The 23711-nt window shown below is 50.1% G+C and carries 26 protein-coding genes; 23 read left to right on the top strand and 3 right to left on the bottom strand.

The window, feature by feature from the left end; genetic code table 11:
* The first annotated feature begins 6 nt into the window (after positions 1–6).
* The 16 genes from hfq (at position 7) to alr (ending at position 15021) form a co-directional block, all read left to right on the top strand.
* Positions 7–264 (top strand): RNA chaperone Hfq, encoded by a 258-nt coding sequence (gene hfq, locus ABNT34_RS16940; protein WP_031568600.1) that lies wholly within the window; start codon positions 7–9, stop codon positions 262–264.
* A 15-nt stretch (positions 265–279) separates the two neighbouring features.
* The gene (hflX, locus tag ABNT34_RS16935; protein WP_348733694.1) at positions 280–1563 is read left to right on the top strand and encodes a ribosome rescue GTPase HflX; all 1284 of its coding nucleotides are present in this window, start codon (positions 280–282) and stop codon (positions 1561–1563) included.
* A gap of 49 nt (positions 1564–1612) precedes the next feature.
* On the top strand, positions 1613–2767 hold the full coding sequence (gene hflK / locus ABNT34_RS16930; protein ID WP_348733692.1) for an FtsH protease activity modulator HflK: 1155 nt from the start codon (positions 1613–1615) through the stop codon (positions 2765–2767).
* A 3-nt stretch (positions 2768–2770) separates the two neighbouring features.
* Entirely contained in the window at positions 2771–3649 is an 879-nt protein-coding gene (hflC, locus tag ABNT34_RS16925) for a protease modulator HflC (RefSeq protein WP_348733690.1), read from the top strand.
* Positions 3650–3784: 135 nt separating this feature from the next.
* Positions 3785–4957: an aminotransferase class V-fold PLP-dependent enzyme gene (locus ABNT34_RS16920; protein ID WP_348733688.1), complete on the top strand. Its 1173-nt coding sequence runs from the start codon at positions 3785–3787 to the stop codon at positions 4955–4957.
* Positions 4954–5148, top strand: a complete 195-nt coding sequence (locus ABNT34_RS16915) for a DUF2065 domain-containing protein (protein WP_348733686.1) — start codon at positions 4954–4956, stop codon at positions 5146–5148. Before ABNT34_RS16920 ends, ABNT34_RS16915 begins: the two co-directional genes overlap by 4 nt.
* A gap of 140 nt (positions 5149–5288) precedes the next feature.
* Complete coding sequence (locus ABNT34_RS16910) at positions 5289–6587, top strand: adenylosuccinate synthase (RefSeq protein ID WP_031568588.1); 1299 nt, start codon at positions 5289–5291, stop codon at positions 6585–6587.
* A 240-nt stretch (positions 6588–6827) separates the two neighbouring features.
* Positions 6828–7418 (top strand): flagellar protein MotX, encoded by a 591-nt coding sequence (locus tag ABNT34_RS16905; RefSeq protein ID WP_348733684.1) that lies wholly within the window; start codon positions 6828–6830, stop codon positions 7416–7418.
* A gap of 89 nt (positions 7419–7507) precedes the next feature.
* On the top strand, positions 7508–9880 hold the full coding sequence (rnr, locus tag ABNT34_RS16900; RefSeq protein WP_348733682.1) for a ribonuclease R: 2373 nt from the start codon (positions 7508–7510) through the stop codon (positions 9878–9880).
* A 127-nt stretch (positions 9881–10007) separates the two neighbouring features.
* Positions 10008–10748, top strand: a complete 741-nt coding sequence (gene rlmB / locus ABNT34_RS16895) for a 23S rRNA (guanosine(2251)-2'-O)-methyltransferase RlmB (RefSeq protein ID WP_348733680.1) — start codon at positions 10008–10010, stop codon at positions 10746–10748.
* A gap of 162 nt (positions 10749–10910) precedes the next feature.
* Positions 10911–11288 carry a 30S ribosomal protein S6 gene (rpsF, locus tag ABNT34_RS16890; RefSeq protein ID WP_031568578.1) on the top strand — a complete coding sequence of 126 codons (378 nt, stop codon included), beginning with the start codon at positions 10911–10913 and terminating at the stop codon, positions 11286–11288.
* 4 nt (positions 11289–11292) lie between these two features.
* A complete protein-coding gene (gene priB, locus ABNT34_RS16885) occupies positions 11293–11595 on the top strand; it encodes a primosomal replication protein N (RefSeq protein WP_348733678.1) in 303 nt (100 codons plus the stop codon).
* A 10-nt stretch (positions 11596–11605) separates the two neighbouring features.
* The gene (gene rpsR / locus ABNT34_RS16880; RefSeq protein WP_031568572.1) at positions 11606–11833 is read left to right on the top strand and encodes a 30S ribosomal protein S18; all 228 of its coding nucleotides are present in this window, start codon (positions 11606–11608) and stop codon (positions 11831–11833) included.
* A 32-nt stretch (positions 11834–11865) separates the two neighbouring features.
* On the top strand, positions 11866–12318 hold the full coding sequence (gene rplI, locus ABNT34_RS16875; RefSeq protein WP_031568570.1) for a 50S ribosomal protein L9: 453 nt from the start codon (positions 11866–11868) through the stop codon (positions 12316–12318).
* A 235-nt stretch (positions 12319–12553) separates the two neighbouring features.
* Positions 12554–13942 (top strand): replicative DNA helicase, encoded by a 1389-nt coding sequence (gene dnaB / locus ABNT34_RS16870; protein WP_348733675.1) that lies wholly within the window; start codon positions 12554–12556, stop codon positions 13940–13942.
* Complete coding sequence (gene alr / locus ABNT34_RS16865; RefSeq protein ID WP_348733673.1) at positions 13942–15021, top strand: alanine racemase; 1080 nt, start codon at positions 13942–13944, stop codon at positions 15019–15021. Before dnaB ends, alr begins: the two co-directional genes overlap by 1 nt.
* Positions 15022–15092: 71 nt before the next feature.
* On the opposite strand, the gene ABNT34_RS16860 is transcribed toward alr, so the two are convergent.
* Both ABNT34_RS16860 and ABNT34_RS16855 read right to left on the bottom strand, forming a co-directional pair.
* Positions 15093–15569: a chemotaxis protein CheX gene (locus tag ABNT34_RS16860; RefSeq protein WP_031568563.1), complete on the bottom strand. Its 477-nt coding sequence runs from the start codon at positions 15567–15569 to the stop codon at positions 15093–15095.
* A 184-nt stretch (positions 15570–15753) separates the two neighbouring features.
* The gene (locus tag ABNT34_RS16855; RefSeq protein ID WP_348733671.1) at positions 15754–16188 is read right to left on the bottom strand and encodes a transcriptional repressor; all 435 of its coding nucleotides are present in this window, start codon (positions 16186–16188) and stop codon (positions 15754–15756) included.
* A 122-nt stretch (positions 16189–16310) separates the two neighbouring features.
* On the opposite strand from ABNT34_RS16855, the gene dusA reads away from it, so the two are divergent.
* From dusA to ABNT34_RS16820, 7 genes are all read left to right on the top strand, one after another.
* Complete coding sequence (dusA, locus tag ABNT34_RS16850; RefSeq protein ID WP_348733669.1) at positions 16311–17276, top strand: tRNA dihydrouridine(20/20a) synthase DusA; 966 nt, start codon at positions 16311–16313, stop codon at positions 17274–17276.
* 175 nt (positions 17277–17451) lie between these two features.
* A complete protein-coding gene (locus ABNT34_RS16845; RefSeq protein WP_348733667.1) occupies positions 17452–17715 on the top strand; it encodes a hypothetical protein in 264 nt (87 codons plus the stop codon).
* A 344-nt stretch (positions 17716–18059) separates the two neighbouring features.
* Positions 18060–18266, top strand: coding sequence for a PspC domain-containing protein (locus tag ABNT34_RS16840; protein ID WP_348733666.1), 207 nt, complete (start codon positions 18060–18062; stop codon positions 18264–18266).
* 53 nt (positions 18267–18319) lie between these two features.
* Positions 18320–18745 (top strand): copper chaperone PCu(A)C, encoded by a 426-nt coding sequence (locus tag ABNT34_RS16835; protein ID WP_348733664.1) that lies wholly within the window; start codon positions 18320–18322, stop codon positions 18743–18745.
* A gap of 9 nt (positions 18746–18754) precedes the next feature.
* Complete coding sequence (locus ABNT34_RS16830; RefSeq protein WP_348733662.1) at positions 18755–19732, top strand: DUF2333 family protein; 978 nt, start codon at positions 18755–18757, stop codon at positions 19730–19732.
* Positions 19733–19735: 3 nt separating this feature from the next.
* Positions 19736–20479, top strand: a complete 744-nt coding sequence (locus tag ABNT34_RS16825) for a TIGR04219 family outer membrane beta-barrel protein (RefSeq protein WP_348733660.1) — start codon at positions 19736–19738, stop codon at positions 20477–20479.
* 142 nt (positions 20480–20621) lie between these two features.
* Complete coding sequence (locus ABNT34_RS16820; protein ID WP_348733658.1) at positions 20622–22604, top strand: response regulator; 1983 nt, start codon at positions 20622–20624, stop codon at positions 22602–22604.
* On the opposite strand, the gene ABNT34_RS16815 is transcribed toward ABNT34_RS16820, so the two are convergent.
* Positions 22579–23499 (bottom strand): TIGR03899 family protein, encoded by a 921-nt coding sequence (locus ABNT34_RS16815; protein ID WP_348733657.1) that lies wholly within the window; start codon positions 23497–23499, stop codon positions 22579–22581. The two genes, ABNT34_RS16820 and ABNT34_RS16815, sit on opposite strands and share 26 nt — an antisense overlap.
* Positions 23500–23711: the final 212 nt, after the last annotated feature.

Below are 23711 nucleotides of genomic sequence, written 5' to 3'. Positions count from 1 at the left end.
CGGCAAATGGCAAAGGGCCAATCTTTACAAGACCCATTTTTAAATACTTTACGGCGGGAGCGTATTCCTGTTTCCATTTACCTTGTAAATGGTATCAAGCTGCAGGGCCAAATTGAGTCTTTTGACCAGTTTGTCATTCTGCTGAAAAATACTGTGAGCCAGATGGTCTATAAACATGCAATCTCTACAGTAGTGCCGGCTCGTGCAGTCAATACCATGGCGGCACATGGCAGTGGCGCTGGCGACGACGAACTGGAAGAGTAATCGGGGCATTATTGCTTGTTTGACCATCATCAGCCGGCTGAACAAGCGATCCTTGTCCACATCACCTTTCCGCAGGAACATGCGCGGGAAGATCTGGATGAACTGCAGATGCTGGTTGCGTCTGCAGGCGTTGTCGCAGCTGCCGTGATCACGGGCCCGCGTCAGACCGCTGATGCGCGTTTGTTTGTTGGCAGTGGTAAAGCGCAGGAAATCGCCACTGCAGTGCAGCAGCATGCGGCAGATGTGATTATCTTTAACCACAGTTTATCGCCCGCGCAAACGCGCAATCTGGAGCGACTTTGTCAGTGCAAAGTCATCGATCGTACCACTCTGATCCTCGATATCTTTGCCCAGCGCGCCCGCAGCTTTGAAGGTAAGTTGCAGGTTGAACTGGCGCAGCTGAAGCATCTGGCTTCCCGTTTAATTCGCGGTTTTGATAACGAGCGACAAAAAGGCGGTATTGGCCTGCGTGGCCCAGGTGAAACCGCACTGGAAACTGATCGCCGGCTGCTGCGTGACCGTATCAGTATGCTGATGCAACGCCTGGATAAAGTCAGTAAACAACGCGAAACGGGCCGCAAAGCGCGGCAGCGGGCTGAAGTCCCTGTGGTGTCGCTGGTCGGTTATACCAATGCCGGTAAATCGACATTGTTCAACCGGCTGACTCAGGCTGACGTTTACGCGGCGGATCAATTGTTTGCCACCCTGGACCCGACGCTGCGGCAAATCCGTTTCCCGGATTTTGGCGCTTTAATCTTTGCTGATACCGTTGGTTTTATCCGCCACTTGCCACATGATCTGGTGGCGGCTTTTAAATCGACCTTGCAGGAAACGCGTGAGGCTGATTTACAACTGCATGTAATTGATATCTCTGACGCACGCGTTGAAGATAATATTGCTCAGGTTCAGCATGTGTTGCACGAAATCGAAGCGGACGAGCTGCCGCAATTAAAAGTGTTTAATAAAATCGACCGGACTGATCAGCAGGCCCGGATCGAGTATGACGAATATGGTGTACCGCAGTCCGTGTTCATCTCTGCGCAAGCCGGGATTGGGCTGGATTTGTTGCGTCAGGCTATAGTGACCAGACTGTCGGATCGTTTTATCGCAATGCAATTGCAATTACCGCCTGATGCTCTGAGCTGGCGGGCTAGGTTGCATGAAGCCGGTTGTGTCCGGCAGGAACATTTTGATGAACAGGGCAATTGCCTGCTCCAGATCCAGCTGTCAGTCGCCCTGTGGGAGCGACTGAACAAGCAGAGTCAGACATTGTTACAAAGCTGTGTCCTGACTGATTGAGATTTTGATATAGTAACTTTTAACCTTCTGAAGCAACACGGAGTAACGTATGGCTTGGAACGAGCCGGGTAACAACGGCAAGAATAATGACCCCTGGAATCAGGGCGGACGTAATCAGGGTCCTCCTGATATGGATGAAGTTTTCCGCAATCTGAGTAAAAAACTCGGTGGCATCTTCGGTGGCGGTTCTGGCGGTGCCAGTAGTAGCGGCAATGGCGGCAGTTCTGCTCTGATCACGCTGATCCTGATTCTGGCGTTGTTGGGCTGGCTCGCCAGCGGTATTTACACCATCAAAGAATCAGAGCGTGGCGTAGTGTTGCGTTTAGGCCAGTACCACGGTGAAGTGAATCCAGGTATTAACTGGAAGCCAACTTTCATCGATCAGGTATTACCGGTGGATGTTTCCAGCGTAGAAACGCTGAAAACCGATGGTTTTATGCTGACACAGGATCAAAACCTGGTGCGCGTAACCTTTGAAGTGCAGTACCGCATTGAAGATCCACGTGCTTATAAATTTGCTGTAGTAGACCCTGACAGCAGCCTGATGCAGGCGACAGATGCCGCACTGCGTTATGTTGTTGGTCATTCTTTAATGGATGACGTGCTGACCAAAGGTCGTGAGCTGATCCGGCAGAATACCCGCGTCGAATTAGACAGCATCATTAAACCGTACAATCTGGGTCTGCAGATTGTTGACGTAAACTTCCGCGATGCTCGTCCACCGGAAGAAGTCAAAGCGGCGTTTGACGATGCGATCGCGGCACAGGAAGATGAACAACGCTTTATCCGTGAAGCCGAAGCCTACGCCCGCGAAATCGAGCCAAGAGCCAGTGGTCAGGTGTACCGGATGGAGCAGGAAGCCAAAGCTTACAAGCAACAAACCTTGTTAAAAGCACAAGGTGAAGTCGCCCGCTTCCAGAAATTACTGCCGGAATATCTGGCGGCGCCGGAAGTCACCCGCAAGCGTCTTTATATCGAAACGATGGAACAGGTTTACGCCAACACTTCTAAAGTGCTGGTGGATGTGAAAAACGGCAACAACATGATGTATATCCCACTGGATAAAATGATTAATCAGTCAAATTCAGGTGCAGTGACACAGCCGCAGTCTGCTGAGCCACGCTTACAGCTGCCGGAAAGCCGGCCTGCAGATGCGCGCTCTGCAACGCCCAGATCTGATAGCGGCCGGACAGGGAGGGGTTAAGCCATGAAAAATTTCCTGTTAGGTCTTATCGCTGTTGGTGTTTTTGTCGCAACTTCTTCTGTGTTTGTAGTGCAGGAAGGCGAGCGGGGCATCGTGTTCCAGTTCAGCAAAATTCAGCGGACCAGCGAAGGCGCAATTCGGGTGTTTGAGCCTGGCCTGCACTTCAAATTGCCACTGGTAGAGACAGTCCGCAAGCTCGATGCCAAAGTCCAGACGCTGGATGACCCTGCTGACCGCTTTGTTACTTCCGAGAAAAAAGACTTGTTGGTCGATAGCTACGTGAAGTGGAAAATCAAGGACTTCGGTAAATACTATCTGGCAACCGGCGGTCGGACTGAACGCGCGGAAAACCTGTTAAAACAGTATATTAATAACGGTCTGCGTACAGAGTTTGGTACCAGAACTATCCAGCAAATTGTCTCAGGTGAACGTTCTGAGCTGATGGTGAAAGCCATGGCGCAGGCGTCTAAGGGCTCAGATGAGCTGGGTATTGAAATCGTTGACGTGCGGGTGAAGAAGATTAACCTGCCGGACGAGATCAGTAACAACATTTTCCAGCGTATGCGCGCTGAACGTACCGCAGTGGCGAAAGAACACCGTGCCCGTGGTATGGAAAAGGCAGAAGTGCTGCGTTCAGATGTTGATGCGAAAGTCACCATCATGCTGGCGGATGCTGAACGTAATGCCCGTACCACTAAAGGTGAAGGCGACGCAGAAGCGGCAAAAACTTATGCCGACGCTTACAGCAAAAATGCTGATTTCTTCAGCTTTGTCAGAAGCATGGAAGCCTATCGCAACAGCTTCCAGAACAAAGCCGACGTGATGATTATCCAGCCGGATAATGAGTTTTTCAAACATATGCAATCGATGTCAGGTAACTGATAAGATTGCCGGAAAAGGCCCGCTTGCGGGCCTTTTTTTTAACTAAAACACCAAATGTCAACACGCCCTGGCGTTGACAGGTCTTTGGCGGCATAAAAAACCATCAGTAATGCAAAAGCCCGCGCGGAGTGCTGCATGAGTTATAAAAAATATTACCAACGTTTTATTCAGGCCCATCCACAAACCCAGCATTATGCCTGCCACTCGCATCATTATTGGCCGGATGTGACCCGCGACGCGATGTTGCAGTATTGGGACGACACGGCCCGCTTGGTCGACGACAAGTGGGACATGATGTTTGGCCAGAAAGTCCCGCGAGTGCAGCGCTTGATAGCTGATATTTTGCAGGTCCGTCAGGCCGAGCAGCTGGTGTTTGCACCCAATACGCACGAGTTATTGTTTCGCCTGCTCAGCTGTTTTGACTGGTCGGCCGGTTTGAAGGTGTTGACGACAGACAGCGAATTTCACTCCTTTAGCAGACAAATTAATCGCTTAGCAGAAGATGCCCGTGTGCAGGTTGTTAAAGTGCCAACTGAACCTTTTGCCACTTTTCCGCAGCGTTTTGTTGCGGCGGCGACAGCACTGCAACCAGATCTGGTGTTTTTCAGTCAGGTGTTTTTTAACTCCGGCCTGGTTGTGACTGAGCTGGATAGCCTGGTCAGTCAGTTAGAGCAGTGTTGCCTGGCGACTGTTGCCGTCGATGGTTATCATGGTTTTATGGCGCTGCCGACAGATTTGTCAGCCTTAGAGGGGCGGATTTTTTATCTGGCCGGGTCTTATAAATACGCCCAGGGTGGGGAAGGTTGTTGTTTTATGCTGGTACCAGCACAGAATCAATTCCGGCCGCTCTATACCGGCTGGTTCGCCGAATTTGGCGCATTGGCAGGCGTAAAAAGCCAGCAGGTTGGTTATGCTACAGATGGCTACCAGTTTGCCGGCGCAACGATGGACCTGACCGCTTTATATCGTCTGCAGGCAGTGTTGGAGTTGTTTGCGGCTGACGGGGTCAATGTTGCTGCTATTCATCAGCATGTCCAGCAGTTACAGCAAGTCTTCTTAGCGAAATTAGACAACTTGCAGCATGTTTGGCTTAACAGGGACAATTTGCTGGCGACAGATTTGACTTGTCATGGTCATTTCCTCACATTTCGTGGTCCGGATGCAGAAAGTGTCGCAGCGTTGTCCGCTTATCTTAAAAGCCGGCATATCGAAACCGATTATCGCGGTGATCGTCTGCGGTTTGGTTTTGCTATGTATCATGACTCGGCTGATATTGATTTGAGCTGCCTTTCTCAGGTAGATGCATGATGTCGGACTGGCTGTGGCCAGCATTGGCGTTGCTGCTCATCATCGAAGGCGTCGGGCCATTGTTGTTTCCAAATCGCTGGCAAGCTTATATGCGTAAGCTTGCCACAGAACCGGCGCAAAATTTACGTCAACTCGGTTTTGTACTGGTGGTGGCCGGCAGTTGTTGGCTCTGGTGGTTATTGCAACCGTAGAAATCCAGACGTCCTGATGAGAATTTCACGTGAAATCAACCAGCTGAGTTATTCGCTGGTTTTTTTTTGCCCTTGCGGCTGAACTTTGACTTTGAATTTGCTAGAATCCCCGCCTAATTTTTTTCCATGATGCAGGAACCATGGCCAAGAACGTTGTTGTGCTCGGCACCCAATGGGGTGACGAAGGAAAAGGTAAAATCGTCGATTTATTAACCGACAAGGCGAGTTTCGTTGTACGTTACCAAGGCGGCCACAATGCTGGTCACACCTTAGTAATCGACGGCGAAAAAACTGTACTGCACCTGATCCCGTCAGGCATTTTACGTGACAACGTAAAATGTGTGATTGGCAACGGCGTGGTGTTATCTCCGGAAGCTTTGCTCAAAGAGATGACCATGCTGGAGCAGCGCGGCGTGCCAGTGCGTGAGCGCCTGGTATTATCTGAAGCCTGTCCGCTGATTCTGCCATTCCATGTCGCTTTAGACGTTGCCCGTGAACAGGCGCGTGGCGACAAAAAAATCGGCACTACCGGTCGTGGTATCGGCCCTGCATATGAAGACAAAGTGGCCCGTCGCAGTCTGCGTGTTGGCGACCTGTTCAATAAAGAACTGTTCGCCGAGAAGTTAAAAGCGCTGATGGAACTGCACAATTTCACGCTGACCCAATACTACAAAGTTGATGCGGTCGATTATCAGACCACCTTAGACAACGCATTAGCTTTAGCGGATATGCTGAAGTCGATGGTTGTCGACGTGACTGACCTGCTGGATAAGGCGCGTAAAGCCGGCAAAGAAATCATGTTCGAAGGCGCCCAGGGCACTTTGCTTGATATCGATCACGGTACTTACCCTTATGTGACTTCATCGAACACCACGGCCGGTGGCGTGGCAACTGGTGCCGGTTTTGGTCCTTGTTATCTGGATTACGTACTGGGCATCGTCAAAGCCTATACCACCCGCGTCGGTTCAGGCCCATTCCCGACGGAACTGGATTGCGAAGTAGGCGAACACTTGGGTGTGAAAGGCCACGAATTTGGCGCTACCACTGGCCGTAAACGTCGTTGTGGTTGGTTTGACGCTGTTGCCGTACGCCGTGCCGTGCAACTGAACAGTATTTCCGGTTTCTGCCTGACAAAACTGGACGTGCTGGATGGCCTGACTGAAGTGAAAATCTGCGTCGGCTATCGCCAGCCAGACGGTTCAGTCTCGACAGTGCCACCAATGGCTGCCGAAGGTTATGAGCTGGTGACGCCGGTGTATGAAACCATGCCAGGCTGGACAGAATCGACCTTTGGTGTGCAGTCGCTGGAAGGCTTACCACAAGCCGCACGTAACTACATCAAACGTCTGGAAGAAGTCACCGAAGTGCCAATCGACATTGTGTCGACAGGCCCGGATCGGGTCCAGACCATCGTCTTACGCCATCCTTACGAGGCGTAATCAGAAAAACGCTGCTCCGGCAGCGTTTTTTTATGTACAGGAAGTACGGTATGCCGAAATTGCAGGAGCAATATTTCGGCGATGCACGACAGCCTTTGACCGGATTTCTCATTCAGGCATAAATTTTGTATTCTTTTGAGCATAAGTTGCTATGCAAGTGTATAGCGTCAATATTCTGATCTGGTGGCTGCTGTGAAAAAGTTCGTTTGGTCTTGCTCCGTCATAATTCTGTGCTGCGCTGTGTTTATCAGACCTGTTCAAGCACAGGAAGCACTCACCGAACTCGGCGTTGTCCAGCTGTACACCCAAGACGAATTGCTTGAAATGATCCGTTCTAACACGCACTTAAAACGGGTACGGGCGGATGAATGTCAGCTGGTGAAAGATATCGAAGCCCGGGCGGATATTATGAAACTGCCTGCCTACCAGTTTTTATTTGGCGATATGCTGGCTTTTGGCGTTTGTGTGCCCAAAAACGCTGAACGTGGCTGGGACCTGATGCTGGCCTCGGCTTTACAAGGCTTGCCGGAAGGTCTGGAACAAGTCGGCCGTTATTATCAGCAAGGCAAGTTGGTGCAAAAAGATCTGACCAAAGCGCAGCATTATTTGTATGAAGCCGGCGCTATGGGCAATATCAATGCTCAGGTGCGGCTGGCCGAATTGTTTCTGGCCAATCAGGGCAGCCCAGCTGATTATGAAACCGTATACCGCTGGTTGCATCATGCAATAACCGCCGATAAAGACCTGCATGCCCGCATCGAAAAAGCTTTAAAAGGCCTTGCTGGCCGTATGCCTGAAGCGGTGCTGACCCGGGCGAAAAAGCCGCTTTGATGACAGTTTGCTGAAGTTTTCCACAGTAACCGTGAAAATTCGCGGTCAGACTGTTAGACTGAGCACAGTTATTCAAAGTAAGAGTCTCCATGACGATCAAAGATCCGCATCTTGCGCGTGAGCAAGAAAAATACGAAAACCCCATCCCCAGTCGGGAATTTATCCTCGAACACATCAAACAACGGCAACAACCTGCCTATTTCGACGAACTCGCGGCAGAACTTCACCTGAGCGACGAAGACGCATTATTCGCGCTGAAAAAACGTCTGCGTGCTATGGAACGTGACGGCCAGTTGTTATTCACCAAAACCAAACGTTATGGCCTGGTCGATGACCTGGACCTGGTGAAAGGCACAGTGCTTGGTCATCGTGAAGGTTTCGGCTTTTTGAAGCTGGAACAGGGCGGGCCAGACTGGTATATCCCTAATTTTGAAATGCAGCGCCTGTTACCGGGCGATGTGGTGCTGGCCAGTGCCGGCGAAATTAAAGGCAAAGACAAAGTCGAAGCGCGAATTGTCCGGGTACTGGAACCGCGTAAAGAGCCGATCGTCGGCCGCTATTTTAAAGATTTCGCCCTTGCGGTGGTGGTGCCGGAAGACCCGCGGATTGCACAGGATATTGTCATTCCGGTCGGTGAAGAGAACGGTGCCCGCCATGGCCAGATAGTGCTGGCAGAAGTTACAGCGCGGCCGTCAAAACGTGTTAATGCCGTGGGTAAAGTGGTGGAAGTGCTCGGTGAACACATGGCACCAGGCATGGAAATCGAAGTGGCTATCCGTAACCACAACATTCCACATACATTTTCACAGGCGGTTGAGCAACAAGTCAGCCAGTTCGGCAGCGAAGTGCCGGCATCAGCGAAAGCCGGCCGGGTTGATTTAACTGATATTGGTCTTATCACTATTGATGGTGAAGATGCCCGTGACTTTGACGACGCGGTCTATTGCGAGCGCAAAGACGATGGTGGCTGGCACTTGCTGGTTGCTATCGCGGACGTCACCGCTTATGTCCAGCCGGATACTGCGCTGGATCGTGAGGCATTGGACCGTGGCAACTCAGTGTATTTCCCAGACCACGTGGTACCGATGTTACCAGAAGCCTTGTCAAACGGCTTATGTTCACTCAATCCACATGTAGACCGGCTGTGTTTTGTCGCCGATATGCATATCAGCGCACAGGGTAAATTAGGCAGCTATCGCTTTTATGAAGCCGTGATGCATTCCAAAGCCCGCCTGACTTATAACAAAGTGCATGCAATTCTGCAGGGCGAGCCGGAGCTGCGTCAGCAATATGCAGAAAATCTGACCAACATCGACAATTTGTATTCTCTGTATAAACAAATGGCAAAAGTTCGGGCAGAACGCGGCGCTATTGAGTTTGAAACGGTAGAGACCCGGTTTATTTTTAACAGCCATCGGAAGATTGAGCAGATAGTGCCAATCCACCGCAACGAAGCGCACAAGATCATCGAAGAATGTATGATTCTGGCGAATGTGGCTGCAGCAAAACTGGTCGAAAAAAATGAAGCGGCAGCGCTGTATCGGGTGCACGAACAGCCAGACGGTGACCGTTTTGCCAACTTTAAGCGTTTCCTGCTGGAGCTTGGCATCACGGCGGATTTACCGGTTGAGCCCACACCACTCGAGCTGACGCAGTTATTGGCGAAAATTGGCGATCGGCCTGACAAAGAACTGATTGAAACGACGTTGTTACGTTCTTTGAAGCAAGCCGTGTATCAGCCGGATAACCAAGGCCATTTTGGTCTGGCGCTGGAGGCTTACGCCCATTTCACCTCGCCAATTCGCCGCTATCCGGATTTGCTGTTGCACCGCGCTATTAAAGCTGTCCTGCATAAACAAGGCGAGGTGGTGACCGGCGCCCGTGGTTATAGCCACGAACAGATGGTACCGCTGGGTGAACAATGTTCGATGACTGAACGCCGTGCAGATGATGCCACCCGCGAAGTCTCCGACTGGTTGAAATGCGAGTATATGCAGGACCACTTAGGGTCAACGTTCCAGGGCGTGGTGGCGACCGTCACCAGTTTTGGTCTGTTTGTGCGCCTGGTGGACTTGTATATCGAAGGTCTGGTACACGTCACTTCACTGCCAAATGATTACTATCACTTTGATACTGAACGGCAAATTTTGCTCGGTGAGCACAGTAAACAAAGTTATCGTATGGGTGATTTGCTGGAAGTCAAAGTGCTGGCGGTTAATCTCGAAGCGCGCAAAATTGATTTGGGTGTGGTCACCACTTTACAAAGTGGCAAAGGCGCGCCGAAAAAGTTGCCGCCCGGCAATGAAGGCAAAAAGCAAAAAGGCCATTCGGGTAAAAAAGGCCGTGCTGTAGCAGACCCGACGCAAAGACCGGGCAAAACCAAAGCCGGGCGCAGCGGCAGTAAATCTGGTACAAAAGCTGATACCGCAGCGGCCCAAAAAGCCCCTCGTCGTCGCAAGTAAGCAGTCACAGAAAACGGCAGGCTGAATTTAGAGTCGATTTTTGCTACACTGCCGTCCATCCCACAGACCGGTATTGGTCAACGACCACAACAGGCGCTTTTGCGCCTGTTGCACTTTGAGATCTCATATGAGCACAGATTTTATTTTTGGCCTGCACTCGGTCAGCGCTTTCCTGGAACGTAATCCGCAAGACGTCCTCGAGTTGTTTGTTTTAAAAGACCGCGACGACCAGCGCATGACGCCGCTTATTCAGCAAGCGCGTAAGCTTGGGATCTCAGTGCAGTTTTGTCAGCGTAAAACGCTGGACGAAAAAGTTGATGGCGCCCAACATCAAGGCGTTGTAGCCAAAGCACGGCTGTCTGATGCCGGTGACGAGCATGATCTGAAACGCATTCTGGACACGGAGGCGCAGCCGTTCCTGCTGATTCTGGATGGTATTACCGACCCGCATAACCTTGGCGCCATTCTACGCAGTGCTGACGCTGCCGGCGTGCATGCGGTGATAGCGCCGAAAGACCGCGCAGCGAAACTCACCGCCGTGGTACGTAAAGTGGCTTGTGGTGCTGCGGAGGCGGTGCCATTTATTGCCGTGACCAATCTTGCCCGTACGATTCGAGAATTAAAAGATGCTGGTGTTTGGGTGCTGGGCGCTGCCGGTGAAACCGAAACCACGATTTATCAGGCCAGTCTGAAAGGCCCGCTGGCGCTCGCGATGGGGGCTGAAGGAGACGGTTTACGTCGTCTGACCAAAGAGCTGTGTGACGGACTGGTGAAAATCCCGATGTTTGGTGCCGTCTCGAGTTTAAACGTGTCCGTCGCGACCGGCATTTGCTTATACGAAGCCGTACGCCAGCGTACCAGCAGCTAAAACTGATGGTTGGCCGGCTGATTTATGCCAAAGCGGATTAACTGCTTGTATTTCGGCCGATCGATCCGTAAAATACGCGACCTTCGACCCACATCCATGTTCCTTGCCTCTATGCGAGTCTGGTCGAGCTCACCCGAGGCTAATTAACCGTAAGGAGCTACCATGCGTCATTACGAAATCGTGTTTATGGTTCACCCTGATCAGAGTGAACAAGTCCCAGGTATGATCGAACGTTACACTGGTGCTATCAAAGAAGCTGGCGGTTCAATCCACCGTCTGGAAGACTGGGGCCGCCGTCAACTGGCTTACCCAATCGAAAAGCTGCATAAAGCCCACTATGTTCTGCTGAACGTAGAAGCGCCACAAGCAGTGATCGATGAACTGGAAACTAACTTCCGCTACAACGATGCTGTGCTGCGTAATCTGATCATGCGCACTAACGGCGCTGTCACTGAGCCATCACCAATGGCTAAAGTTCGTGAAGAACGTCGTGACCGTGCTCCACGTGATGCTGAAGAGCAGGTAGCAAACGACGAGTAATCTGATGGACAACTGTCTGGTCCTCACTGGCGTCGTATGCCGTCAGCCTGACCGGAACGAAAGTCCCGCTGGTATTCCGCATCTGTACTTTGTGCTTGAGCACAAATCGATGCAACTGGAAGCCGGCTACAACAGAGCCAGTTACCTGCGCATTCATGTGGTGGTGGCCGGCGAGTTGAGCAGACAAAGTCACAATTTGATGCAGGGTAGTGTGGTCAGGGTGCAAGGCTTTTTAAACCGGCATCAGACCCGGAGCGGTCAGGCAAAGCTTGTGCTCCATGCCCAACAGATTGAAATTTTAAGTTAGGAGAAAGTTCATGGCCCGTTATTTCCGTCGCCGTAAATTCTGCCGTTTCTCTGCCGAAGGCGTGCAAGAGATCGACTACAAAGATACCGCTACTTTAAAAAATTATGTCACTGAAAGTGGCAAAATTGTTCCTAGCCGTATCACTGGTACCAGCGCTAAGTATCAGCGCCAATTAGCTCGTGCAATCAAACGCGCCCGCTACCTGGCTCTGCTGCCATACAGCGATTCACACGCATAAGCCTGGTTCAACGATACAGAGAGGATTAAACAATGGATATTATTCTGTTGGATAAAGTTGCTAACCTGGGTGGTTTAGGCGACAAAGTGGTTGTTAAATCTGGTTATGCGCGTAACTTCCTGTTCCCACAAGGGAAAGCAGTTCCAGCGACCAAAGCTAACATCGAAAAATTTGAAGCACGCCGTGCTGAGTTAGAAGCCAAACTGGCTGCTAACTTGGTTGCTGCGCAAGAACGTGCTGCTAAAGTTGCTGAGCTGGGCGAAGTTACTATCGCTGCTAAAGCTGGCGACGAAGGCAAACTGTTCGGTTCTATCGGTACCCGTGATATCGCTGATGCGATCACTGAAGCCGGTGTAGCTGTGACTAAAGCCGAAGTGAAATTACCAAACGGCACTCTGCGTGACGTTGGTTCTTTCGACATCGACCTGCAGCTGCATGCTGAAGTGACTGCAACCGTTAAACTGGTTGTTGTTGCCGAGGCGTAAGCCTTTGACGGACACAGCGCTGAGTGCTGTGTCCGTTTCCCCCTTCTGAATTACATCCTCATTTTTCTGCTTATTTGTGCATCGTACGTATGCGGCAGCATCAAATTTGTTCTGTCCTGTCTGTCGAAAAATGCTAGGCTATGGCTCTTATTTTCCGCGGCACGACACACTGTCTGTGTGAGCAATCCGCCGCTGAATTCGCAATGTCTCCGCTTTCTGGAAGCGTTCAGGTGTTATGGCAAACGTAAAAGATAAACAAGTCGCCGCGGTGAAAATGCCGCCGCATTCCATTGAAGCCGAACAATCTGTGCTCGGTGGTCTGATGCTGGATAACGACGCCTGGGATAAGGTCTCGGAAAAAGTCGTTGAGCAGGATTTTTACCTGCGCTCGCACAAGCATATCTTTCAGGCGATGGCAGCTATTGCTGAGCAAAATCAGCCGATTGACCTTATTACCGTATCAGAATGGTTGGAGCGCAATCAACAGCTTGATGACGTCGGTGGCTTCGCCTATTTAGGCGAAATTGCGAAAAACACGCCAAGTGCCGCCAATATCCTTGCATATGCCGACATCGTGCGTGAACGTGCCGTAGTGCGGGATATGATTTCGGTTGCCCACGATATCGCTGATGCTGGTTATGATCCGCAAGGCCGCAACAGCGCAGAACTGCTGGATTTCGCCGAAACCAAAGTATTTAAGATCGCCGAACAGCGTGCCAATGCCAATGAGGGTCCTGAGCCTATCAACAGTATTCTGGCGAAAACTATCGATAAAATCGATGCTTTGTTTCGCAATCCTAGCAGCGGTGGCCTGACCGGCGTGTCGACCGGCTATATGGATTTGGATAAGATGACCAACGGCATGCAGCCGTCAGATTTGATTATCGTCGCGGCGCGTCCGTCGATGGGTAAAACAACTTTTGCAATGAACCTCTGCGAACATGCCGCGATTAGCAGTGATAAACCAGTTCTTATCTTCAGTTTAGAGATGCCTTCCGAACAAATCATGATGCGGATGCTGGCCTCACTGGGCCGTATCGATCAAACCAAAGTGCGGACCGGGCAGTTAGATGATGAAGACTGGGCCCGCTTGTCTTCGGCGATTGAACTGTTAAACAGCAAAGGCAAGATGTATATCGATGATGCCTCCGGCTTAACGCCAACAGAAGTTCGTTCACGGGCGCGACGAGTTGCCCGCGAACATGGTGGCCTATCGATGATCATGGTCGACTATTTGCAGCTGATGACAGTGCCGGGTTTATCAGATAACCGTACACTGGAAATTGCTGAGATCTCCAGGTCGTTAAAGGCATTAGCAAAAGAGTTAAAAGTGCCGGTTATAGCACTCTCCCAGCTGAACCGTTCACTGGAACAGCGCGCAGACAAACGCCCGGTCAACTCAGATTTACGTGAATCAGGCTCTATCGAGCAGGACGCCGACCTCATTATGTTTATCTACCGGGACGAGGTCTATCACGATGACAGCCCGGACAAAGGAACGGCTGAAGTGATTATCGGTAAACAGCGGAATGGTCCTATTGGCCGTATTCGTCTGACGTTTCATGGCCGTTATTCGCGTTTTGATAACTATGCCGGCACTGCCCGTTTTGAGGACGAGTACTGATGAGTCGCAGGCCTCTGGCGCAAATTAATACCAGCGCTTTATTACACAATGTCGACCGTATTCGCGAAATGGCACCGCATAGCAAAATCCTTGCAGTTTTAAAAGCCAATGCATATGGCCATGGCTTGTTAGCTGTCGCCGCCCAGCTGAAAGACGTTCAGGCCTTTGGTGTCGCGCGGATTGACGAAGCATTGATGTTGCGGGCTGGCGGTATTGTAAAACCCATCGTCTTGTTGGAAGGTTTTTTTCATGCCGACGAATTACCGCAGATAGTCGCGTCAAACCTGCAGGTTGTAGTACATCATCCGGCACAGGTTGACGCTTTGTTAAAAGCGGAGCTGGAATCACCTGTGCATGTCTGGCTGAAAGTTGACAGCGGAATGCACCGGCTGGGCATTGATCCTGCCGATTTTTCCGAAATTTATCGCAAACTAACCCTGAGTAAAAATATTCTGCAGCCGATGCGGCTGATGACACATTTTGCCTGTGCCGACGAGCCTGATAATTTGGCAACTGTGCGACAGCTGGCTTTGTTCCGGCAAACGATTGGGGATGCTGCGGGCGAACTTAGCATTGCCAATTCCGCCGGCGTGGTTGGATGGCCACAAAGCCATGGTGATTGGATAAGACCAGGCCTTGCCTTGTATGGCGTTTCGCCGATGGACAAAGGCCGCTCTGCTACCCATGGATTGCGTCCGGTGATGACGTTCAGCAGTTCGGTGATTGCAGTGCGACAGGTCAGAAAAGGCGATGCGGTCGGCTACGGTGCCAGTTGGACAGCCCCGCAAGATACCCGGTTAGCCGTGGTCGCTATCGGCTATGGGGATGGTTATCCGCGTAATGCACCCTGTGGCACACCGGTCCTCATTAATGGCAAACGCTACCCTATTGTTGGTCGCGTCTCGATGGATATGACCACAGTTGATATTGGCGATGACGATATTTGCCATGGTGCTCAGGTGATTTTGTGGGGGGAAGAATTGCCGGTCGAAGAAATTGCCGAGCAGGTGCAGACTATTCCCTACGAATTGCTGTGTAATATTACCAGCCGGGTCCAATTCCGATATGTCAGCGACTAACAACGAAAGTAGTAGAGCGACAAAAAAGCCGGTCATTTAAACCGGCTTTTTTGCTGAATACGAGCAGGTGATTAACCGCCGCCCTGATTATCGAAACTGACTTCGATATGCACTTTGCCAAATTCTGAATCAAACGGCATCAGGATTTTCGGACCATCGCATTTGTGTGTGATGGTGTGGCCTTTGCCAGATACTACGACTGGCGTGGCCATAGAGAATTCATAGCCTTTTTCACCCAGGATGCGTTTGGCACCACCTGTCACCATATTGGTGATTTCACCGACCATGTCGGTTACTTCTTCATTAATGGTTTTCGGTTTTTCGCCGAGCATCCGGTTCATAATTTCCAGCGCCAGCGACTCTTCAAAACTGACCGAAAAAGACCCTTTGGTTTGTGGACCGATCATGCCAATGAGGCCGGACACATCGCCGCGTGCGACTTCGTCTTTTTTAATTCTCGGTTGCCCAGGCACAATAGTTGTATTGGCCATAGTGCTCAGCACATTCACTAACGACGATAAGAATGGATTTACATACTCGACATTCATTGAAAAGACCCGCTGCTGTGTTTCGTCACTTGGCTATTGACCCTGACAATAAGGTTAGGCAGATTTTTTAGAATAAACAAGACTAGCTCTTTGTTTTTGAGATAGTTTCACACATAAAATTGCTAAAAAATCCGGCAAAATATATCTCATTGCACGCAGGAGGATTCTGTTGGCTGTCGGCCACTCAATTCTGGCAGTTTTTACATAACCCACGGGCTTCAATCGTTTGTTGTTGAATTTTAAACCCAAGTTCACTCGCCAGGTTGCTGAATTCTTTAAATAAGACGTTAGAATGTAATTCGTCGACATGACCACACTGCTGGCAAATTAATAATTGCGCCGGGTGGTGATGTTCGAAATGATGGCAAAGCATAAAAGCATTGCTGGATTCAATTTTGTGAATAAAGCCCTGTTCGGTCAGAAACTCCAGTGCACGATAGATTGTTGCCGGTTTCGCGGCAGGTTCGGTCTGTTTGAGCTGCTCTAATAACTCATAAGCGCCAACGCCACTTTGCGTCTCGGCCAATAAACGGAAAACTTTTTCCCTGATTGAGGTGAATCTGGCGCCATTTTGTGCGCAAATCTGCTGTGCTCTGACCACTAAATTTTCAACTGACATCGGGGCTTGCACCTGTTGCTTCGTTTTTCGCAGTGTAACACAGAATAAAAATGGATAAATCGCCGAACCCATCGGAATAATGGCGGATTCCGGTTAAAATAGCCCTCTTGCTGGAGGTTACCGTGAATCATAAATTTTCTGTCGCGCCGATGCTGGATTGGACCGATAAACACTGTCGTTATTTTCATCGCCAATTGAGTCGTCACGCTGTGTTGTATACCGAAATGGTCACGACCGGCGCTATTCTGTTTGGGCAGGGAGATTACCTGTCGTTTAACGAAGCAGAACACCCTGTGGTTGTGCAGTTGGGTGGGTCAGATCCGGCTGCCATGGCAAAGTCCGCTGTGTTGTGTCAGCAATATGGCTATGACGCCATCAATATCAATGTCGGATGCCCGTCTGATCGGGTGCAAAATGGTATGTTCGGCGCCTGTCTGATGGCAAGGCCGGAGCTGGTTGCTGACTGTGTCAGCGCTATGCGCGAGGTGGTTGATATCCCGGTCACGGTGAAAACCCGGATTGGTATTGATGATTCGGATGACATGCAGTTTCTGACTGATTTTGTCGGCGTAGTCAAAGATGCAGGATGTTCCCAGTTTATTATTCATGCTCGCAAAGCCTGGTTGCAGGGATTGAGCCCGAAAGAAAACCGCGAAATACCGCCACTGAATTATCCGCGGGTATATCAGTTGAAACAGCAGTTTCCTGAACTGGATATTGCCATTAACGGGGGGGTTAAGACCGTTGAGGATTGTTTGCAACATCTGCAGCATCTTGATGGCGTCATGATTGGAAGAGAGGTTTATACCAACCCTCTGTTACTGGCCCAGATTGATCGCGCCCTGTATCTGGATGAGACCCCGGTTCCAACACCACACCAGGTGGTTCGTCAGATGTTGCCTTATATCGAACAGCAAATGCAGCAAGGAGCCCGCTTCTGGCATATCGCTCGTCACATGCTCGGCATATTTCAGGGCGTACCTGGGGCACGGCAGTGGCGTCGCTATTTAAGCGAAATTGGTCATCTTGCCAGCAGCGGCCCTGAAGTTTTAGAAGCTGCTTTGGCTAAGGTTCCAGAGGTTGGCTAAAATTTAGTTTATTTCACTAATTTTTGGTATTTGATATTTTTCGTTTGGCTCGCCGCTCGAACAAAGTTTAAATAAATTCTTTTGTAAACAAATAGATATAACTAATTTTCAAGTTGGCACAGGGATTGTAATTCATTGTCTGAAAGCAGTGAATTCAACCAACGAGGAAATTATCATGAAAGCAATTAACAAAGTTTTATTCGCCACAGCCCTGATGTTTGGTGCTCAAGCTGTGATGGCTGATCCGGTCAGTGAACTGACCGCAATTGCTACCGCACAAATCGCTGAACAAGCCGCAGCGATGAAAGTGAATCTGGCCGAGCAGTTACAACAGTCTCTGACTGAAAGTCTGGCAGACGTGGTAGCAGAAGATGCTGAAGGTGCAGAGTCCGAAGTGGTCGCAGGACTTGCCAGCACCGAAGCAACCATCGTGGAGTAACATGGTGATTCTGGCCTTGTCTCCACAATTATTCGGGATGTTTTTGCTCCCTGTCATCAGTATCTTTGTCACGGCGAAACTCTGGTTATGGTTTTTGCCACCGACTGAAATCCCTTCGACAACCCGGTCCTAGCAGTACCGGGTTTTTTTTACATTTTTTTCAGATGCCCTCATTTCGTTAAATTCACTATTTTTTAAGATGAAACTCCAAAAGTTGGTTTTTTTCTTCACTGGTCCGGTTTTTTATCTCTAGACTTTCAAATAACACATTGATATTTAAGTATAAAAATACTGGCATGTGAATTGATTGTCTCTAATTGAACTTTAACTATCGGGAGAATGTGATGAGAACTCATCGTGATAATCGTTGGTACTGTAATAAAGCGGATCGCAAAATTGCTGGCGTCTGCGGTGGCTTAGCCCGCGCTTATGGGCACAATGCGACACTCATTCGTTGTGTCGCAGTATTCGCGTTTCTGGCGATGCCCAGTGTCTTGCTGGTCGCTTATCTGGCTGCGGCATTAATTCTGCCAAACCGTTATGTGGTCTGACAAAAGCCTGGCTCCTGTGTAAGATAGGCAGATTGCCAACGCAGGAGCTTCTGATGCGACAATTTGTGTTGTTTGCTGCCAGTTTATTTACGTTTAACCTATGGGCCGCACAGGTTGATATCACTAATGCGACGGTGCGGGAACCATTGCCGGGAAAAAGCCTCAGTGCCGGTTATTTCTCTCTGCATAACAAAGGGGCTGTACCAGTCGCCTTAGTGTCAGTCAGCAGCAACAATTTTGGTGCTATTGAGCTGCATACCCATCAAATGGTCGACGGCATGATGCAAATGACCCAAGTCGACCAAATGGTGGTTGAACCCGGTCAGCAGGTACACTTACAACCTGGAGGCTTGCATCTGATGCTGTTTCGGCCTGTGCAAAAAATCAGCCTTGGCCAGCAGGTGCAGTTACGATTGCAATGGTCAGATGGCTCTTCACAGGAAGTCCAGGCCAGTGTCACGCGGATCCCGAAACAATAGGAATTTGTCATGCAAAAGCTGATGATAGGTGGCGCGTTATTGCTCTGTACTTTACTGATTGGTTGGGGCATGGCGCTGTATTACAGCGATGAGCCGGCAGCCTTTGATGTGGCTTTGGTCGCAAAGACGGCAGCGGGTCACGATAAACCTGTGGTCGGGTTTACTACTACTAACACGCTCATTCATGTCACTGAAACGTTGCTCTACAAACCCGGCGGTTTTATCAGTAACGATATTTTGCCACCTTTTGTATTGATGGACGATATGCCGGCATGGGAGCTTGGTGCGCTGGAGATGATCCGGGATCTCGCTTTAGCGATGCGCACGGACCTCAGCCGTTCTCAATCGCAATCGGTCGAAAACAGCTTGTTGAAGCAGGTGCAGCCTAAATTTAACATTGAGCATCGCAGCTGGGCGGTACCCACGCCGGAAGATGAGTATACCGCAGCTATTAAACTATTACGTGCATACCGCCAGGCATTGATGGACCCGAATAATCAGGAGCATCAGTTTTTTGCCCGTGCAGATAACCTGCGTGACTGGCTGAAACAGGCCGAAAAGCGACTCGGTAGTTACAGTCAGCGTTTGAGTGCCAGTGTCGGTCAGGACCGGCTGAACACCGATTTAGCCGGAGATGCAGCAGCACGACAGTCCACCCAGACTCCTCAGGAAATGATGATCAAAACGTCCTGGTGGCGAATTGATAACGAGTTCTATGAAGCCCGTGGAGCCAGCTGGGCGTTGCTACATTTTTTAAAAGCGATAGAAGTCGATTTCGCCGACGTGCTGCAACGTAAAAACGCTACTGTGAGTCTGCAGCAAATTATCCGTGAGCTGGAATCGACCCAACAGACGATATGGACGCCTATGGTGTTAAATGGCAGTGGTTTTGGTGTTTTAGCCAATCATAGTTTGGTCATGGCTAACTACATTTCCCGCGCGAATGCTGCGCTGATTGATTTAACTGAATTGTTGTCACAAGGATAGAAGATGAAATTATTGGCCTGGTTCGGCTGTAGCTTATTGTTTTTAACAGGGCCGGCAACGGCTGATATGCTTGGTATCCGTGCCGGACTGGAATATTGGCGCGCACAGCCCGATGTGGTAGCAGGAAATACGGGCTCTGCTGGCCGGTGGTCTCTGCAAGATGCAAGCGGCCAGGCCTGGGCGGCGCGTTTTGAACACCCGATTCCGCTAGTTCCAAATGTAGCTGCACGTTTTCAGCAAAATGATTATTCCGCGCAGGAGCCACTGCTGGACAGTTTGCGACTTGGACAAACTGGATACAGCGCAGGTCAAAACACCTGGCAATACCAAAAATATCAACACTACGATATGACGGCCTATTATGAGCTACTCGATAACCCGCTGCTCAGTGTTGATATTGGTCTCACAGCTCGCAAGCTGAGGGTAAAATCTGAACTCAATACCAGTGTTTTGAACAATTCAGCAGATTTATCCGTGTTCATTCCGCTGCTTTTCCTCGATACGGAAATAGGTGTGTGGGGGACAGATACCGTTTTTTTCGCCAATGGCAATTACAGCCGATATCAAAGCGATTTGAATTACGACTGGCAAGCAGGGATCGCCTGGCGCTTTATTGATATCGCAATGTTTCAGGCGTATTTACGTGCAGGATGGCAATATAACAAGCTGACCATCTCAGACCGTGACCACCTCGATGTTCAGGCAAACAGTTCCGGCGGCTTTATCGGACTGTATTTAGATTTTTGATATTGTAAATAAAATGTATTAAATTTGTCTGAGGGAGTGTCGCGAACGGTTGCCGTGGTGATTCCATGCCCGCTATACTGACACTTCCCTGAATCTGTTGTTCGCGAAGAGCCAACTGATTTTATCAATTCGGATTTGCCGCATGTCAAACCTAAAACTGCTTCTGGCCGTGTTTATTGCTTTGCAAATTGCCACGGCCGGAGTGGGTTGGTGGTATCACCAACATGAGCAACGCACACATCAAGCGCAATTGCAGCAACTGGCTGACCAGCTCATTGAGCATTTACAGGCGCAGCCTGAGAACCATGCTGAAATTCTGACTCTGGCACAAAATCTTTCCGAGTTACCGCAGTTGGCGTTACAGATCCAGACCTCTGAAGGCAGCACTGCTGTGGCGGTGGGTCTGGAGCCCGAAGACGCTTTGAATTTAAAGATTTCCCTGGCGGATAACCGGGCATTACTACTTTCTGTGGCAAAGGCCCCTTTTCCCTGGCTGTGGCTGTTGCTTTCCGCTGTGCTTTTTGTTATCGCGGGGCTGACGGGGAGTTGGTTTGTTCACCGGCAGCAACGCAGTTATCAGCCGATTTGGCGGGCATTGCGCAACGATACTGAGCTTTCTGAAAAGATGCCGTCAGGTATTCAACCGCTGCTGACTGCAATTGCACAACTGGTCAATCAACAGCATGAAAGCAGCAATCAGTTGCAGCACTTGCAGCAGCAGCTCGAGCAAATGGACCAGACTCATACACAACACGTGCATGAACTGGCTCAACAACTGACTCTGGTCCAACAGCGCCATTTACATTTGAGTCGTGAATTAGTGTGTTGGCAATTGCTGGCCGGTCAGGCAGAGCAAATGAACGACCCGGAGGTGCGGCACTGGCTGGCTTTGCTGTTGTGGCGTCAGCAAACAGAAAAATCACAGCAACCGGTCGTGCAGAGCTTGTCGCACTGCTTTGCCAATGCCTTGCGCGAGATCCAGCGCAGCTGGCCGCAGCACTTGTTACTACTTCCGGATGAAGACCCTGCAGCGACGCGATGTCAGGTCGTGCTGGATGGTGACTTACTGCACCATCTGATGTTTTCGCTGCTTCAGGCGTTACGCCCGTTGGTCGATGGTAAGGAAATGCAGCTCAGTTATCGTCTGGAAAGTGGCACCCGGGACAGGCTACAACTGAAGTTTCAATATACCGGCCGAAGTCTCAGTGCCCGCAGCCGGCAAATCCTGTTGCAAGGGCCCTGTGCAGAGCCACAATGGGCCGATGTGGCTTTTGAACTATGTCATTTACTGGTGCAACAACTTGGTGCAGAGCTGCAGATCCAGGAATTGGCAGATTTGGGCACTCGGGTGACTTGCAATGTGCCTGTGGTCGGACGAGACCGACAACAGACCAAGCGTTTTCAGAATCTGGTGATATTTGACCCATGCCTGGGCTGGCTGGAGATATGGCGTCAGAGTCTACATGGCGTCAGTGAGCAGGTTGTCGCCACCGCGAGCGTCGGCGAACTGCAGCAGGTACTGCAAAGTCGGCTGATAGATACAATTGTTGTCCACTTGCATGATAACAGCGTTAATGCTGCCGACCTCCAGCAACTGCAGCAGCTGAGTCTGCGTTATCAGCTTGTCGTATTTACCGGTCAGCCTGTAAAAGCTGTTTTTGCCGAGATGGCGTGCGTTGCACAGTTTGACTCGCCGTTACTGCTGGCAGACTTGCAGGACTTGCCGCCGCCGGGTTGCCAGTTTGCCAATCAGCAACTGTTAATCGTCGATGATAATCAGACTAATCTGAGTTTTGTCCGTGCAATGTTGGAAGGGCACGGCATTAATATTGATTTTGCTGTGACCGGGCAAGAAGCGTTAAAGCTTGCGAGTAACAGCCGTTATCAGTTGATTCTGATGGATATTCAATTGCCGGATTTAAGTGGTGTGGAAGTCACGAAACGGATCCGCCAACTGCGGCATCATCAGCAAACCGTTATATTGGCGTTTACCGGACACGCGTTGCCGGAAGAAGCGGCAAGTTTCCGTCTTGCCGGTATGGATGACGTGATGATCAAACCTTTGGATGCACGCAAAATCGCGCACATTTTGTCCCGGGTCAGGCCTGTGGCTGAAACTCAATAACACTGCTGTATAAGGTCTGTAACGCCTGTAAATACAGGGGATTTACCGGACTGTACAGCAGGCTCATCAGTTCAGCACCATTGTGGGTAAATTTGTAATATTGCAGCACAATACTGTTGGCTTTGAGACGCCCGGTTAATGGTGTTTGTGGAAATTGCCACTGCAACTGCTGGCCTTTTGCCATCACGCCACTTTCTATTTCTGCCGGATGCAACAAGCCTAAATCAATCAGACTGAGAATTTGCGGATATGTCAGTCCAAACTGACTTAGATTAAGCACCCCACGATTACGACCCCTTATCCACTGCCAGAACGAACCCTGTTGCAGATAACTGAAATAAATATGCGCAGGTTCCAGTGACGAAATGCGGCAGCTTAAACTACTGGCTAACTGCAAGGCCTGTGCATCTTTGTGATGCATTTGCCTGAGAATATTCAGCGTTTTGTAGGAGAAACTGCCCGGTGAACTGATTTCAGCCGCCAGGATCCGCGCCCAGAGTTTTTGCATGGCCAATGCTGAAATATTCTGCACATGTTCGCAGTAATGATAAAACCAATCGGGGTCGATATCCTGAGTGACGGCCTGATCTGTACAGTATTCCTGCGCCAGTACCATCACTTTTTCCAGATTGTATTGTTGCCGCTCTAATGTCATCTGCCGACGGCGGGCCGCCCGGCTGCGGATGCTGTCTTCTGGTAATTCCGTGTCTGGTGCAACACCGGCGCGGGCTGACAGTTGCTGATGCACAGCCTGAGCATGGCGGATTTGCTGAATAGAAATGGTGTTGCCGGCATTTTCTGCGGACTTGGTCTGCGCATTCAAATCCTGACCGAGCTGATGTTTGGCAAGATGTTTCAGTCTCTGCTGTCCCGACATATGTTGCACTTTACTCATCGCGCTTCCCTATCTAAGTATGGCAAATTCATTGTATCGGCCACAGATCCCTGACCGCTACTGCTGGTTACTAAAAACTTCTGTCAGTGGGTTGTCACAATGCCTGTTTAGGCCGGTTTGCCCGGCAACCCGACGTAAAATTGATTGCTTTTTTTAGTTAAGGGTATAGTGTAAGAAAGCACTAATTCAGTCGTTGATGTTGGCTCACAGGT

The organism is Rheinheimera texasensis, assembly GCF_964031785.1.
Taxonomy (GTDB): domain Bacteria; phylum Pseudomonadota; class Gammaproteobacteria; order Enterobacterales; family Alteromonadaceae; genus Pararheinheimera; species Pararheinheimera texasensis_A.
Note: the sequence above shows the minus strand (reverse complement) of the source record. Positions and strands in the feature narration are given on the sequence as shown.